General features: G+C 38.3%; 7 protein-coding genes. 1 reads left to right on the forward strand and 6 read right to left on the reverse strand.

Going from position 1 to position 18097, the window contains the following annotated elements; all coding sequences use genetic code 11:
• Nucleotides 1-51 precede the first annotated feature (51 nt).
• From QHG57_RS08745 to QHG57_RS08770, 6 genes are all read right to left on the reverse strand, one after another.
• Nucleotides 52-546, reverse strand: a complete 495-nt coding sequence (locus tag QHG57_RS08745; protein WP_330169116.1) for a hypothetical protein — start codon at nucleotides 544-546, stop codon at nucleotides 52-54.
• Nucleotides 547-1180: 634 nt separating this feature from the next.
• Complete coding sequence (locus QHG57_RS08750) at nucleotides 1181-1417, reverse strand: hypothetical protein (RefSeq protein ID WP_330169117.1); 237 nt, start codon at nucleotides 1415-1417, stop codon at nucleotides 1181-1183.
• A 119-nt stretch (nucleotides 1418-1536) separates the two neighbouring features.
• Nucleotides 1537-4167 carry an autotransporter outer membrane beta-barrel domain-containing protein gene (locus QHG57_RS08755; protein WP_330169118.1) on the reverse strand — a complete coding sequence of 877 codons (2631 nt, stop codon included), beginning with the start codon at nucleotides 4165-4167 and terminating at the stop codon, nucleotides 1537-1539.
• A gap of 207 nt (nucleotides 4168-4374) precedes the next feature.
• Nucleotides 4375-6168, reverse strand: coding sequence for an autotransporter outer membrane beta-barrel domain-containing protein (locus QHG57_RS08760; protein WP_494407658.1), 1794 nt, complete (start codon nucleotides 6166-6168; stop codon nucleotides 4375-4377).
• A 751-nt stretch (nucleotides 6169-6919) separates the two neighbouring features.
• Nucleotides 6920-9958: an autotransporter family protein gene (locus QHG57_RS08765; protein ID WP_330169119.1), complete on the reverse strand. Its 3039-nt coding sequence runs from the start codon at nucleotides 9956-9958 to the stop codon at nucleotides 6920-6922.
• Nucleotides 9959-10633: 675 nt separating this feature from the next.
• Nucleotides 10634-16861 (reverse strand): autotransporter outer membrane beta-barrel domain-containing protein, encoded by a 6228-nt coding sequence (locus QHG57_RS08770; RefSeq protein WP_330169120.1) that lies wholly within the window; start codon nucleotides 16859-16861, stop codon nucleotides 10634-10636.
• A 199-nt stretch (nucleotides 16862-17060) separates the two neighbouring features.
• Here QHG57_RS08770 and QHG57_RS08775 point away from each other — a divergent pair, with 199 nt between their 5' ends.
• Nucleotides 17061-18011, forward strand: a complete 951-nt coding sequence (locus QHG57_RS08775; protein ID WP_330169121.1) for a siderophore ABC transporter substrate-binding protein — start codon at nucleotides 17061-17063, stop codon at nucleotides 18009-18011.
• The last annotated feature ends 86 nt before the right edge of the window (nucleotides 18012-18097 follow it).

The raw sequence follows: 18097 nt of genomic DNA on the forward strand, positions 1-18097 counted from the left end.
TTGTCTGTGATAAATAAACACATGCCTTCCCCGTAATAATTGTTTTTGTTTCTAAAATCTTTTCATTTTTCGTTGCCCTGACATCTTAGCAAGCTCTTCTGAAGCTAAAATATTAAAATACAGACCATGTACTCCCTCCCCTTTCACAGAAATATTGTTTTTTTCTATCTTAATACTTGTATTCTTAAAGCCATCTGGTGAAATATATTTTTGAATTAATTTGCCATTATCGTCTACATAACCTGAAAAATTTTTAATCAAGAATCCATGCATATGGTTAAGATGAATAAAATTGTTTTTCAAATGCCCCCTTGAAAAACCTCTAAAGCTTCCGGCAATACCCCCCATAGCGCCATCACCATCTGTTCTAGTTTTCTCCCTCCTTCCTTGCCCCGTAATACCCATAAGTGCCCCCAACCGAGTTGAAAATGAGCTAATCTGATTAAAATTAACGGTACCCTCTGACATTCTAACCATTGCATCAAAACCACTCATAATACCGATCCCTTTTACCTTCAAATTATCTGGCTGAATATCGATATTCACACTCGCTAAAGCAATATCCGCTTCTTTCCCCATACATAAATAGCATGTGAAACGCCCTTAATTTCCCCTACTGTCATGCTAATGACTGCATTTTGAGCACGAAGAGCAGATATATCCTTAAAATCTGAAGCTGTTAGATTAAGTTTTCCACTATTTCTTGCATACGCCCATAGGCAGATATTTTATCTGGATTATCGCCATAAACTGTTATCTGAGAGGCATTAACAACAGCGCCTGCTTTTTCTAAATATATAACTGCAATAGGCGCAGCCTCTTGAGAATTTTTTAAGTAATAAACTTTATCTGCATCTGCGAGAAAGTGTGTTTTTCTATCATCGCATTTATAAAATGCCTCTCCTGCATCACTTGAAGATCCTGCAGCACTAACCTAAGTAACCTGCAAAAAATAAAGAATAGCTGTTGTAAAGTTACATAAAAACATATGTTTTTGAAATACATAAACCATAACTCTTCCCGACTCCTATTCTCCTATTTTTATTCATTTAAGAAAAAAATCTATATTTAAGCTAACAAATTTCTTAAAATACAATAAATATAAAACTAAATATCTACTTTTAATACTTAATATAACAATATATACTTGTATATAAGCTACTATATAGTTTATGTATAGCTAAAAAAGATGGAGCAATCCAGTAGAGAAACGCACTCCAGAAAAACCAACTTTCTTAAATTCATGCTGATAAGTTACATCTCCATGCAATGCAAAATTTGAAAACAACTGAGCATTCAACCCAACTCCAATTTCTAGAGAAGCCCCCCCTAATTGAAATTCATCTCCAAACTGTACAGGTTGTTTTCCTCCAAAACTATTGGCAAGATGAAGCTTTCCATTGAAAATAAAAAACATTTGCAATAGCGCTAAATTAAACACATTAACAGTGAGAAGTATAAAACCTAAATACTCATTTTATACTTCACAAAACACTCTATAACTTATGTAAAAATTGCTCTATATTTTAAATATATCTAAAAGCGATAGCGCAAACCGCCTGAAAAAATCATCCCTGAAAAACCAGCTTTGCTCAGACGATGCTGATAAGTTAGATCTCCATGCAATGCAAAATTTGAAAACAACTGAGCATTCAACCCAACTCCAGTTTCTAGAGAAGAACCAAAAGCCCCTAATTGAAATTCATCTCCAAACTGTACACGTTGTTTTCCTCCCAAACTATTGGCAAGATGAAGCTTTCCATTGAAAGAAACAACAGAACCCTCTTCAGAGGCTGAAAGTGTCTTGCTTAAAGCCCCACCAACACGTATCACCCACTGATTAAGTTTTCCCATTTCGATATCAAAACCATCAATATCAGACACCTTATCAAACTGCAAACTTTGATAAACAACCTGAATCTGCGGATCAAAAATAACTCCTTTATGTTCTGCCGTAAATGACTTACCCGCAATCAATGAAGCACTCAAAGGTGTTCCCTTCAATGTTGTTGTCTTGCCTCTTGCTTGCGTGAGAACATCCCCTTTAAATAAACCATAGGAAAAAAGGCCATCAACATAGAATCCTGCATCATGCTGCATACTGCCATATGCTGCAATAGACCATTTATCAAATGTACTTTTTTTACTTTCTTCAACATCTTGAGGTTGTAGAGAAATTTTTCCATAGCTCCCTATTACTCCAAAGCTCAAAATGTGATCTGTATCCTCAATCGCATTAAGCAACACACTTGCCGCTATAGCATTATAATTCAAATCTGCGCCATAGCCATATTGAAGCTCAGATAAATCAGAAACATAACGATAACTTCCACCGTAACCTCGCAGAAAAAGTGCAGGGTTTTTATCATTTTCCCCTAAAGTCCCAGCAGCGATACGCAATGTTTCCAACTGTTTGTTGTGATTGTTCATATCCATCAAACCAACCTGAAACAAAGCATTAGGCATCGATAGATATGTTGGAACCTGTGGAACAACTGCTTTAACGCCCTCTACAAGATAATCAGTAGAAGCATCATGATCAGTTAAAACATTATTATGATGAGTATGAGATCCGAGAGAACGAGGCATACGAGAACGAAGGACAACTTTCTTCACTTGAGAACGATGCTTTTGAGAAGAACGTTGAAAATATTCAGCTTCAAGCCGGTAATCCCAAAAATCTCCATTATATTCAGTATCTTTCTTTTTAACGGATCCATTCTCACCTTTTACCTGTCCATGAGAAGAATTTGGACCATAAGCACGCAGACTGTATCGATAAGGTGCCCCTCTTAAAGCGACATAACCCGTTGCCAGTTTAAAAGAATCTTCCGCAGCCTTTCCATAAACCTGAATAATTGAAGCACTATGGCGTTCTCCTTTCTTAACTTTTAACGTATTTCCTTTCCCTGGAGTCACTGAAGGATTTACAATATACACCTTGGTTTTTCCATAAACATCACCATGGATTAAAAGTTGATCAGCTTTTACCGTTTTACTTTTTCCATTTGTAGCAAGATGTGCATTAACATATAAGCGTGCATCCCTCCCTGCGACGTAAACATAATCACTGGAATTATCTTCTACGCTTCCGACATGCAGTTTCTGATAATAACCACTTTGAGGTTTATGAAAGAAAATAGAACTATCAATAAGCCTTACAAATGAAACAGATGAATCTGCATAAAATGAATCTTTTTTATGTTCGCTGCTTAGTAGATTTTTACTTGCTCTTACAGTCCATTGTGACTTATCGAACAACTCAATACTACCATAAGAACCTTTCTCAACCTGTGCTCCTCCTGCAAGAAAAGATGCATAAGCATCAAGGGCGACAAACGAATTATTTCTAACATCTAATAACCGATCAGCAAAAATATGTGAACCCTCTGAAGCTGTGATATAAGGATACCTCCTAGCATCACTACTATAAATAGCCGTACCATTGGGAACACGAAGATCGGTCTTTTTGAACCGAAATTCACCTAGACTTGTAAGAAGCTCTCCTTCTTGATATTTATCTTGCGAAGGACTTCCTCTAAAATGCAAACCATGAACTCCTTCTCCCTTAAGAAGGATATTTGAATTTTTAAAAGAAACCAAAGACATATCATCCCGCGAGTTAATGTTTGCATCATAAATCAGTTTTGCACTTTCAACCGCTATACCATGAACATCAGAAACCTCAATCTTACCTTCATCAACGAAGAGAAAACCGCCCTGTTTAACACCAAAAACAGATTGAAATAACTTATTTTGACCACTTTTCTTTTCGCCATTTCCCGTAATAGACATCTTCTTAAAAGAACTTTTCTCATCTTTTGACACAATTACGGCTGATGTAATTTTCTCAGATTTATTAAATTCTAAAGACCCACCCGTTTTTGAAATGCCTTTTTCCTCTTTACCTTTTTCCAGCTTAATAACTATGTTATTAGATTGGGATATAGAAATAACATTTTTAAAACTTGTATCCAATCCACTCACATATAATTTATCGCTCCTTTCGACAATCTTAGCAGCATCAACAGCATTACATGGATAGGATTTAAAAAGAGAACTACACGAGGCTTCCTCTTGTGCATTTACATCTACATTATGCACAAAAAGTAAAACAGAGGTCGTAAAAGCACACAAATATACATGGCGTTTTAATACGTTAATCATAATTTATTCTAAACTTTCTTCATTTCATCTGCATCAAAAACCGAAAAGACGAATCTGGTTCACCTAGCGATTCTTCTTTTATTTTTATGTGCCGTCCGCATAATTCGTTTTGTATTATATGTAAAGTCAAAAATCAGAAAAATAACACAATAAAACCATGTTTTGTGCTTATGATTTTCACAAAGGATGTATTGAAGAAAAGTACAATTAAAAATGATAGCTTAATCCACCAGAGAAATGCGTTCCAGAAAAGCCAGATTTTGTAAATTTATGCTGATAAATCATGTCGCTATGAAAAATAATTTTTGGAGATAATTGCGAATAAACACCAAATCCAGCTTCTAAAAAAGACCCAAAGGAGCTAAGCTGGAAAGCATCTTTAAAATATACAAATTGTTTATCATCAAAACTACGAATGAAATGAAGCTTGCCATAGAATGAAAGGACATGTGCATCTTTAGTAAATATAAGTGTCTTCGTTAAATACCCACCAATACGCATCCCCCAATGATCTGGACTTCGCATATCAATATTAAAATTATCAATATCACGAGTCTTATTAAACTGGAGATTTTGATAAACAAACTGAATCTGTGGTTCAAAAATAAAATATTGGCTGCCTATCATAAATGTTTTACCAGCAGTTAAGGAAACATTTAGGGGCTTACCTCTCAATGCAGCCGTTTTACCTCGCTTAAGTGTTAGAACATTTCCATTAAACAAACCATAAGAAAAGAGACCATCCATATAAAGACCCGTATCATGCTGCATGCTTCCATATGCTGTGATTGTCCATTTATCAAATATACTTTCTTGACTTTGTTTAACCTTTCGAGGCTGCAAAGAAAGCTTGCCATAATTTCCCATAATCCCAAAGGATGTCGTACTATATGCACTTTCGATTTTCTTGAGTAAAATATTTGCCTCTAGTGCATTATAATCAAGCTCACCGCCATAATCACCATATTTAAGTGCAGATAAATTTGAGGTATAATGATGGTGTCCACCGTAAGCGCGCAAAAACAAAGCGGGATTTTCATCATTTTTCAACAACCACCCAGAAACGGTTCGCAGCGTTTTCAACTGCTTGTTTTGATTACTGATATCCATTAATCCAGCATAAAATAAGGTATTTGGCACAAGAAGATAAGTCAGAACCTGAGGAACAACAACTCTCACATTTGGCTTAAAATGAGAAGAAGGCTCAGAAATAGATGGCGAAACAGAAGAACCAGATGCAACTGGGACAACAACAGAAGGTGTGGGAGAAACAGACGGCGGAACAGAAGAACCAGATGAAACTGGGGCAACAACAGAAGGTGTGGGTGAAACAGACGGCGAAACAGAAGGATCAGATGCAACTGGTGCAACAACAGAAGGTGTGGGAGAAACAGGCGGCGAAACAGAAGGACCAGATGCAACTGGGACAACAACAGAAGGTGTGGGAGAAACAGGCGGCGAAACAGAAGGATCAGATGCAACTGGGGCAACAACAGAAGGTGTAGGAGAAACAGGCGGCGAAACAGAAGAACCAGACGCAACTGGGACAACAACAGAAGGAGTGGGTGAAACAGAAGGAGAAACAGAAGGACCAGACGCAACTGGTGCAACAACAGAAGGACCAGATGCAGGTGGTAGAACTGGATCAGATTCAGCAATAGTAGGAACAACAGGTGCAAGAGAGGAAGGAGGAGTGGGAATCTCAAACACAACAACATCAGATACATTAGGTGTGGTAGTAAGATGGAAATCCCGATCTGGAGAATCTACAGAAGAAGAAAGACTTGGCTCCTGAGGTTTTTGCCTAGAATTAGAATCAATAGAACCATCCTCACCTCCAGTCATATTAGGATGAATTTTAGGAAAAGAAGGAATATCGTCAGAAGAAGGAGGGACAAACAAATCAAGAACAGGAAAAACTTTAGTGGAATCGAGAGAAGTAGAATCAACAAATTGACTTTCGAGGCGAAAATCCCAAAATGTTCCAGTATTTTTAAGCAATCTTCACGGCAAGGCAACCCAATAAAGAGTAGGAACGTTAAAAATTAGTTCCTATTTGACTATCTCCTTTTAATTCAACTTTACAACATTCACAAGCATTCAGAGCCGGATCTTTAAAAAGCAAAGATTATATATGACTTCATCCTGTTATTTATCGCATTCCTTTTAAGAAAACCCATTTTCAAAAAACAATATGTCATTATGTTTCTCATTCATCAGTTTTCTCAGATATCTCTCATTTTTTCCACCCCCATTTCACAACGACAGCGGATATAATATAAAGTTCATCGGATATAGCCCTCATTGTGCTTGAGTAGCTTCTTTTTCTTCGCCAATTTCTAATATTGTAAATCCTCTCCTCTTAACATAATTCGCAAAATTATAATATTGGCTCCTTTCTTAAACGATTATCCACTTGCCAATCTTACATATAATATGCAAAGGGGTACTTTTTATGGATTCATCATAAGAGCATTGAAAATATTTCAGCATTCTGAATTAAAAATATCTTTATCAATCGGCAATTGTAAATAATATAACAATCACTCTGAAATACGCGTTTTGAAACGATAACGTATAAACTCTTCAAACTTTTCAAAAAAATGAAAGAGATCCAACCCAAAAGCATATTAAAGATATGCAGAGTCACAATCTCGTAAAAATGCTATAACACAAAATGAATAGAGAATGAGAAAAAGCCACAAGCATAACTTGTGGCTTTTTCAAAGATTAATCAGAAACAGCAACAAAACTAGAAATGATAACGCAATCCACCAGAGAAACTGGTTCCAGAAAAACCAGCTTTCGTTAGCTTGTGCTGATAAACCAAATCGCCGTAAAGCGCAAAATTTTGAGACAATTGGGCATTAAAGCCTAATCCAGTTTCTAACGAAGAACCAAAAGAGCCTAGCTGAAAAGAATCTTTGAAATGTACAAATTGTTTTCCTTCAAAGCCATGAGCAAGATGAAGCTTGCCATAGAAAGAAACAACTTTCGCCTCATCAGTAGCAACCAGCATCTTTGTTAAACGGCCTCCAACACGCCCCACCCACTGATGAAGCTTTCCTAAGTCAATATCAAAGCCGTCCACATCACGCGCCTTATTAAATTGAAGATATTGATAAACAACTTGAACTTGCGGATCAAAGACAAAACCGTCCTCCCCTACCATAAACGTTTTACCAGCCGTCAATGAAGCACTTAAAGGTTTTCCCTTTAATGTTGCCGTTTTACCCCGTGCAGTTGTTAAAACATCCCCTTTAAAAAAACCATAAGACACAAGGCCATCAACGTAAAAACCCGCATCATGCTGCATACCACCGTATGCCGCAACTGACCATTTATCAAATGTACTTTTTTGACTCTGTTCAACATTCAAAGGTTGTAAAGAAAATCTCTCGTAAGCCCCGATAATTCCAAAAAAAGTGGAACCATACATATTTTCGATTGCTTTCAGCAAAACACCTGCCTCTATGGCATTATAATCAAGCTCGCCGCTATAACCATATTCAAGCGCAGAAAGATTTGAAGCATAACGGTGATTACCGCCATAACCACTCACAAAAAAGAAAGGATTTTCACGGCTTCCTAATAAGCCCCCAGAATCAATTCGTAAAGCTTCTAATCGCTTATTTTGATTGCTCACATTCATCAAACCAAGATGATGTAAGGCATTAGGCAAAAGCAGATAAGTCGGAACCTGCGGAACAACAGCCTTAACGCCCGGCTTAGGGTGAGGCTCCGGAGCTGGTGCTGGAGAAGGTCCTGGTCCTGGAATTGGATCAGGAAAAGGCTTCGGAGCAGGATCTGGTTTAGGTTGAACATCAGAATCTATAGACCTACTTTCAAGGCGGAAATCCCAAAATTCTCCGTTCCCTTCAACTAATCTTTGATCCATGCTTGCTTTTCCTAAATGAGACCCTGGACCATAACTATAAAGCTTATACTGATAAGGTAATTCATTTAATGCTACATAACCACCTTGCAACTGAAAAGAATCTTGCTGTGCTTTTCCAGAAACCTGAATGATTGAAATACCTTGATCATTTGCCCCCTTTCCCGTATATCCTCCTGGACTTCCTGAAACAGCATGCACCTGGAGCTTTGTTTTTCCGGAAACATCCCCATGAATTAAAACACGATCAGTCTTTTGCTTATCAAGAGCACCACCACTATTCAGATAGCTATTAAGGGAAATAGAGGCACCGTCCCGTGCTCTATAAACGTCACCCTTTCCCTTTCCAATACGAAGGGTTTGATAATCACCAGCAGAAGAAGATTCGTGTCTTTTAAAATTAATAGAGCTCTCACCCATAAGACTAACGAGTGAAATAGAAGAATCATGTGCTTCCTTATTTTGATCTTTTTTCAACGGTTGTTGTAAAATCCACTTAGAACCACCTCCCAAATAAAGTTCAGCATTAGAATTTTGATCAACGTGTGTGCGACCTTCAAGCGTAGAACCATCAGCCAAAACTGTTATAGAAGCACCTTTCTCAGCTTTTAATAAAAAATCCCCTGAACGAAGAGTGCTTTTCATCAAACTCACCGCACCAGAAATAATGTTTTTACCATAAAGAGCCGTATCATCTAAAACCGAAAACTCTGTTTTATTCAAATTAACAATCTCTAATCGTGGTGGAGCTTTTTCTTCCTCTAATGAAATCTCCTCTTTTTTATCTTCACCTTCTCTCCAGGGCTTCTCTCCCCGCAAATAAATACCATAAGATCCCTTACCCTTTACAGTAACAGAAGAGGATTTAATATTAACTTCAGTCACAGGAATCTTTGAACCAGAATCTTCATTTGATAAATCTTTAACTTCCTGCAAAGGAATAGAATCGACCGTATTTTCTAATAATATGCCATGGGTATCCTGTGCACTAACAGTAACACCATCTAAATTAACAATCCCCCCTAAATCCATACGCACAACCGCATGATCCTTGCCGTTGTCACCCTTCCCAGTAATTGTAACATTCTCGAGATTTACTTTTCCACCTAACATCGAAGAAATCCCATGGCTGTTCATAAAATCAACTGATCCACCAGACATCCAAACTTCTGAATGATCATAACTTAAAAGACCTGCGACCCCATTAGCCGTCTTAATTTCTGTATCTTCTAACAGAACAAACGAATTCTCTGTTGCATCAACACCCTCATGACTTTCCTTAATCTTTCCATTTTTTACCTCAATCACGCCATCACTCGCACGAAGGGCTATAACTGTGCCTTTGATAATCGGATCTTCCAAAACAACCTTACCGTTCTCTAATACATGCACACCCACTAGAAAAGTTTCATCAGCAACTTGACTACTAACTTTTACACCCTTTCCACTAACTTTTGTCCCTATTCCTTTTATCGTTATAGCAGTAGCGCTCGTCGGTTCCCTCCCACGCACAGCATTATAAGACCGATTATCAATTTTGGATTCTTCACAATTATCGCATATATAATATGCACCATCGTGTAATATAAGCTTATTATTTTCGTATATTTCATGGGCGTATGCACTTCCTTTTTCCTCACGACCTCCACTAAAAAAGCTAGAATTATTATTCCCAATAGGATACCCATCAACACTACCGATAAGATAACTGCTGTTTGGAACAGTGGGAGCAATTGGGACGACATCAATATCGGTTTTGATATTTCTAATATCATAAGAAGACCCACTATAATGCTCTCCAACACTTGCACCAATCACTACTCCATTTTGTAGCAAAAAAAGGACAGCTGTTGAACAAGCACATAAACATACATGATTTCTAAAAACTTTAATCATAGTTCCCTCGAAACTTTTCTTCCCCTCTCATTAAAAATAAAAGCACCTGCAAAACATCCCATTGCACACCTCAAAATATGAAAAGTGTAACAAAAAGAACATGCCTCATGCTCATTTGAACTGTGCAACGAATTATCCCAATAAATTTGGCAGAAGCTCTACGCCAAAACCACCTATAAGAGAATAATTAAAATTACACTTTATGGGTGTATAATGCATTCTGTATTTCGTGTAAAGAAAAAATAAAATCAATGCGTGTAATTAATTAAAAATACAACCAAGCCTTTTGAACTTTAAAAATTAATCTACAAGGAGGTGAATGAAACAATGATTTAAAACAGTGGAAAACAAACTCTCAAAAACGAGCTTTAGAAAACATCAAATATTATATTAGATAATATCAATACAGTACCAAAAAGGATAATGTAACGCATACTGGACTGCTGAACGTTTAAAAACCGATAAAAGCGAGTCGCTCTATCGCATCAGTAACAGCATAAATTTTAAGAAAATTCGCTTTAGCATAGAAAAAAGCTCTCATGCATAAAACAAACTATGTCTTTTTTTGCTCAATCAAGAAGATGAGAAGCTTTTAAGAATAACACAAATTGTTATAAAGAAAAAAGGCAGCACACTGTGCTGCCTTTTTTAACAAAGTACATCCTGTACCTTATATTAAAATTGATAACGCACTCCTCCTGAAAAACTTGTTCCAGAAAAACCAGCCTTATTAAGCTTATGTTGATAGAAAACGTCAGCATGTAGAGAGAACTGTGGCAACAATTTGGCATTAAAGCCTAACCCAGCCTCTAGTGAAGAACCAAAAGCCCCTAGCTTGAAAGCATCCCTGAAATGCACAGACTGTTTTTCTCCAAAACCGTGAGCAAGATAAAGCTTACCATAGAAAGCAACAGCATTCACGCCTTCAAAACCTGTAGGAGTCTTGGTTAAGCGTCCACCAACACGTGCCACCCACTGATCAAGATTACCCATTTCAATATCAAAATTGTCGATATCGCGGGCCTTATTAAACTGGAGATGTTGATAAACAACTTGAACCTGCGGATCAAAGACAAAACCCTTATACCCTGTCACAATTGTCTGACCACCAGCTAAGGAAATACTCAAAGGATTACCTTTCAATGTTGCTGTCTTACCCCGTGCGAGGGTGAGAACATCACCTTTGAATAGACCATAGGACAAAAGACCATCAACATAGAAGCCAACATTATGCTGCATACTACCATATACCGTAGCAGTCCATTTATCAAATGCACTCTTCTGACTTTGCTTAACATTCAAAGGCTGCAAAGAAAGTTTTCCATAGGTTCCCATAACGCCAAAGGACATAGCTCTATCAGCATTTTCAATAGTTTGCAGCAGAACACCTGCCTCTACACCATTATAACTAAGATCACCATCATAACCATATTCAAGTGCAGATAAATCCGAAGCATAACGATAACTTCCACCATAGCCGCGCAAATATAAAGCAGGATTCTCACGAACCTCTACCATTCCTGTAGAAGTCATCCGCAATGTCTCCAACTGCTTGTTTTGATTACTGATATCCATCAAACCAGCATGGAATACACTATTAGGTAAGCTGAGATAAGTCGGCACCTGTGGGACAACAGACCTTACAAATTGTTCAGGAAGGGCAGCAGATCCTATAGACTTAACATACTGATTTTCTAGACGGAAATTCCAAAACGCTCCACCATCCTTAATGAACTTCTGCTGAACATGCTCCTGTTTCGAAGTCGCTTCTGGAGCATAAGCACGAAGAGTGTATTTGTAAGGTGAGTTCCTCAGCGCAACATAATTGCCATCAAGTTGGAAAGAGTCCTTCTTCGCTTGACCATAGACCTGGATAACTGAAACACTGTGAGCAATCTTGGCATTCGCTTTAACATTTCCTACATTGCCCGCATCACCTCGTACATGTATTTTTGTTTTTCCAGAAACATCACCACGAATGACAAGTCGATCAGTGACTTGCTGATCTCTCGGATCATGAGAATTTAAACGTGCATTGAGATGAATTACAGCATCACCCTGCGCCGCATAAACTGTGCCGTTCCCATTTCCAATATGGAGAGTCTGATATTTTCCTTTAGATTCCGAAGGTGCAAAGTTAATAGCACTATTTACAAGACTCACAGAAGAAACGCATGAATCCACACATCCTAAATCTGGAGTACCCAAATTCTCCTGCACACTTCTTTTTAGAATCCACTGCGATTTATTGGCTAAATCTAATTTAGCATAAGAACTTCTATCAACGCGAACAGCCCCTGTAACAATAGACTTATCAATCGAAACCGATATATTAGAATTGTTCTCAGCCTTCAACAACAAGTCACCAGCAAGAGTTGTTTTATTTTCTAATGAAACATGACCACCAGAATTATTACCATAAATCGCTATACCCTGTGCAACTTCAAAGTTAGTCTTTTTTAACGAAACTGTTCCTGTTATGCCTATAGGTGTTTTTTCCTGTTTGGATACAGCGCTCCGCTTAACAACATTTGCTTTCTCAGTTGCCAAATCCTTACTTCGATTTTGTTGGCTTCCTTCTTTCTGTATTCCTCCATAAAAATATATACCATAGGTTCCATCACCTTCCACTTTAACAGTAGAAGATTCAATATTCGCGTGATTCATAGTAGGACGAACCTCCGAAGATCTCCTTTTCCTAGAAGTCCCCGTTTCAACCACATCATCACCCTTCACAACCCACAAAGCATGTCCATCTGTCAAAACACTCCCATTCTTAAAATCAACAGAAGCATTATTTTTCAACAGAAAAGCTGCACTCCCAAAGTTATCTGCGGAATCTAATTTTTCTGCCGCTTTTTTCACAGTAATATTAACTTTGTCTAACTCAACGCTTCCCCCAGCTTCTGACCTCACAGCCACTCCCTTTGCCAAAGTAATAGCTCCAGAGTCCATGGTTATCGCACCGGCCTTACTCGCCAGACCAGCCACAGCCAAATCCCCTGTCACGTTAATTGTCGCATCCTTTAAATGAACAGATGATCCGGAACCCGCTAACGTACCTACATAACGAGCATTAACCATTCCACCAATCATCTCAACCGATCCACCTCTTTGCGCTTCAAGCCCAATCACAGAAGACTGAATTGTTGAGTTTTTATCTAAAACAACTTTTGCATTGTTTTCTGCAAGCACAGCACTCACAAGCTTAGACGGTACCAAATTAATACCATTTTTCAAATCAGAAGAATCCGCACCACTAATTGTGGTCCCTTCTAGCTTAATAATAGTATTCTGATTTTTTGCATGCATAGAATGTTGAGTCGTCTCACTTGCCTTCAGTGTAAGATTTTTCATTGTATATGTCTTACCATCACTACACAAATAAGGAGTTTGCGATTCCTTCTTACCATTTTCCTTCGTAGTATCACCGCATGTAGAAACATTTTGAACCGCATTATAAACAGGTACAACAGGAGATACCAAAGATCTTCCTGAAGATGACACAGACTGCGTAGAAGAAACAATTTTAGGCTTTTCTGTGGAAGCAGAAGATGAATTTACAGATATAGTAGGCGAAGATTCCTCAGATGTATTAGTATTCTCAGATAGAAGTAAAATACGTCCTCGTCCTAAAGTCCTTGTTCCTTCCTCCTTAGGTGAAGGTTTCTTTTGTTGGGATGTATTAGAAATAGCCTCAGACACTTCATTTCCAACACCTGTAGCAGAAGTAACGTCTTCTACATTCTGATTTTCTCCAGTTGAATTAACAGGTTCACTTGAGCTAACAGGATTCTCAGCAGTAAGAACATCTAACGTAATAGGCTCAGACACTTCATTTTCAACACCTGTAGCAGAAGTAACGTCTTTTACATTCTGATTTTCTCCAGTTGAATTAACAGGTTCACTTGAGCTAACAGGATTCTCAGTAGTAAGAACATCTAACGTAGAAGATAGGGTATCTTCTTCCACTTCAGACGCTGAATAAATTTCTAGAAGACTTAAATCCACATCAGAACTATTTATTTCAGATCTCGCAAGCGCAGAACTCTCCGTCGTAACAGATTGAGGAGCAGATGGAATATGTCCTGAAACTTCAACAACAATAGGCTTAATACTATTACGAGGTCCATGAGCTATACTAGCAGCTACATTTCGCCGCTCCTCAGCATTTTCTATTTTACTTTCTAAGCTGAAAACCCACACTGCATCAGAACTACCTTCAGATTTTCTTGAATCACTGGAAGGTATTATTGAACTAGACGCCCTAAGAACATATTGATAAGGTGATCCCTGCAATGTGACATACTCATTAGCAAGTTCAAAAGAATCTTTTCTTGCTTCTCCATAAACTTGAATAATTTGAAGAGGGGCAGGTTTTTTTGTATTTATCTCCTGTTCATCTTGATTTTGCACACCTTGACGCTGAATTTTCTCTCCATTTTTTAGTTTTCCATTTAAAGCGGTGATGACAGAATTATCATTTACATACACCTTCGTTTTTCCAGTAACAACGCCGTAAACCAAAAGCTTATCAGACATAAGCTTAACGTTACCTGAATCACCAGAAACAAGATTCACATTGATATAAAGCCTAGCATCTCCAGAAGCATACAAACCGTTACCTAGAGGGCTTACACCTCCTCTCTTTCCAATTTTTAGTGTTTGATAACCTTCATCTTCACTTCTTGGAGGCAAAAATACAATATGACTATTTATAAGACTTACCGCCGAAAGGTTTGAATCTACACTCTTTCTATCTTTCTCTAGTTGATTTCTATCTTTCTCTAGTGGATGATGAATACTTTTTGTTAAATACAATCCTGAATTAGACAAATAAAGCGCAGCATTTGCATTCTCATCAGTCCGAGCTGCACCTATAATCGAAGCGTCATGAGCGTGCACTGATAGATAAGAAGAAGGTCCAGCTTTTAAAAATAGATCACCCGAAAGAAGGCTCCCCTCTCCTAAAATGACCATACCATTTATATCACCACTATAAACAGCTATGCCTTTTGGAATTTTAAGAGTAGTTCCTTTTAAAGAAACTATCTGCGCTGTACGGCTATTGTTGCTATTTATCATGGTTTCTTCTTCATCTGATTCTTCTTCCTCTGATTCTTCTTCATCTTCTGCAGCTATCGTATTAAAATATATGCCGTAAGAATCTTCTCCCGCTATTTCAATATTCGATCTTTGAATATCAGCTTTAATCTTAAAATGACTTTCATTCTCCCGATCACCCGTCATAGCTAGTATATAGTCCAAAGCTGTCGCATCAGATATAGTCTTCTCTACAGTAGAGAGAGAAGTAGCAAGAGCATTCTCCGTAGCGTGATAAGTATAATAGAGTGCATTCAGCCCAGACATCTCATCCCTTGTATAAATATCGAAAGAATCATCAGCATTACCACCCCCCCTACTATTACCAGCATTATCACCCCCCCTACCATTACCAGCATTATCACCCCCCTCAGCATCACCAGCATTATCACCATCCTCCTCATCATCAATATGAAAAGGTTCCGACAACACACCAACCCCAAAAACACGTTCATCTCTTGGAGAGACGAAAAATTCATCAGTACCAAACTCACTAGTACCATCAGCAACCCAAAGAGCAACTACATCAGAGCCCTCAACTGTTCCTCTATCAACAGAAATAAGACCTCCATCTGACAGTAAAATAAAATTTGAAGAACTTTCAGAATCAGTGCTCTCAGAATCAGTGCTCTTTCGCCAACTCCTCCCCTTTTCACTTTTAATACGAACTTTATCTAGTCTTACAATCCCTTTATATCCCGCTACAACTCCCACCTCAGCTCTATCAAGATTAATCGACCCAGATTGCATCATTATTCCAGACCTGTCCTGACTTTTCAAACCAACCTCAGCACCATAAAAATTCACTCCATCTAGAAAAATAAACGAATCAAAATCAGCAAAAGCTCCTATCCCAGTATAATATACTCCTCCACCTTTCATATAAATCTTTGAATCGCCTTGAGCACCAACCCCAATTGTAAAGTTCTTAATATTTGAATTTTTTAGATCAACTCTTGAAATAAGCGTTGCTAGTACTCCTGCCCCCATTTTTTCATCACTATCGCTATCACTAGATCCATTTTCATTATCAAGATCAGCGTCTTCATCAATTAAATTACCTTTTGGAGCAGCTTTCCCCCTAATAGACACTCTCTCTAACTCAACAGTTGTACCTTTAACTAAAGAAATGGATACTTGATTACCAGCTTTATACTCCTCTTTCTCAACAAGCTTTCCTTTTGCATGCATAGCGTTATCGCCAAAGTTCAACACACTAATAGTACTTCTCTTGAAATGATGATATATCCCATCAGAACAGAGCACAGAGTTAAGGGTCAAGTAACTCCCATCAGAACATTGACTTGCAACAGGAGCAGCGGGGTTACCAGCTGCAGGAACACCGCTGCCACCAGCGCCAACGCCAGCACCAGCACCAGCACCAGCGCCAACACCGCCGCCGCCAGCAGGGCCAGCAGCACCAGCAACACCACCAGCGCCAAGTCCACCAGCGCCAAGTCCACCAGCGCCAAGTCCACCAGCACCAGCAACACCACCACCAGGGACAGCGCCAGGGACAGCGCCAGGGACAGCGCCAATGCCAGCACCAGGGACACCGCCACCGCCAACGCCAGCGCCACCAACTTGTGGTGCAGGAGGTGCGGGCGTTTCTGCTGCTTTAGCTCCAGTAGAATCAGAAGAGTCCGGCTTTATCCACTCTATCAGATATGTCAATCCAGCTGAAAACCAATCATCCGAAGCATTTACACTTTCAGCCGAAGCATTTACACTTTGTAAAAAGAAGAGAGCACTTGTTGTCAGTGCGTACAGACTTGTACGCTTTTTAAATACATTGATCATATGTCAAACTTTCTAAATAATGTTGCAAAAACACTAGAATTAAGTGAAAATGAGGTAAGTGAACAATTTGTAACATATGTAAGTCAACTTTACAACATAGTGTAATTTATTTACGCTTCATTTTGTGCATAAAAATACCTAAGTTAAGGTTTTTAAATGCACAAGCCCTTGTAATATCAGATAAAAGGATAAAATCACGATGATAAAATATATGAAATGGGTGGCTTCTGTTTTACTGGTTGCAACCAGCTTTACAACACCTTTATGGACACAGATGAGTATTGCAAATACGAGTACTCAAACAAATGTAACAATTAATCATGTTTCAGGCACGACTTCTGTTCCCACCTCTCCGAAAAAGGTCGTTGTATTTGATATCGCCGCACTTGATAATATGAGTCGCCTTGGTATCAAAGCGGTTGTCGGCATTCCTGAAGGAAAAAAACCACCCTATCTGCAACAATTTGATGATGCAAAATATGAAAAAATTGGTACCCTTTTTGAACCTGATTATGAAAAAATTGCCACTCTTCAACCTGATTTGATTATTATATCCTCCAGAACTCAAGCAAAATATAACGATTTATCCAAAATCGCTCCAACAATTGATCTAACTGTAGGAAATGAAAACTCTCTTGCAGATATTGAACGAAATGTGTCTATCCTTGGCAAAATTTTTGGCAAAGAAAAAGAAGCTGCAGCAGAAATTGCAAAACTCAATGAAACTTTAGCTGAAGTTCGTAAAAATACCAAAGGAAAAGGCCAAGGTCTTGTACTCATGACCTCTGGTGGAAAGATCAGTGCCTTAGGACCAAAATCACGTTTCGATATTTTACATTCCGCTTTTGGAATTGCTCCTGCAACCGATAAACTCACTGTACAAAAACATGGACAGCTTATTTCTCCTGAATTTATTCTTGAGACCAATCCTGATTGGTTGTTGGTGATTGATCGCGATGCAGCAATTGGACGAGAAGGGCAATCCGCAGCACAATTGCTTAACAATGAGCTTGTTCACCGCACAACAGCGAGCAAACAAAATCAAATTATTTATTTGGACTCTTGGAGCTGGTATCGTGCAAGTGGTGGTTTAACGGGACTCATTGAAACCGCCAAGCAGATCAACGAAGCCTTCACAAAGAGCAAATAAGCGTACAAAAGAGCTTGCTTGCTATATAAATAAAATTTAAAAGCAGAGGTTGTTTATTAAGCAATCTTTGCTTTTTTAGGTTTTGT

This window comes from Bartonella grahamii subsp. shimonis (assembly GCF_036327415.1).
Taxonomy (GTDB): Bacteria; Pseudomonadota; Alphaproteobacteria; order Rhizobiales; family Rhizobiaceae; genus Bartonella; species Bartonella shimonis.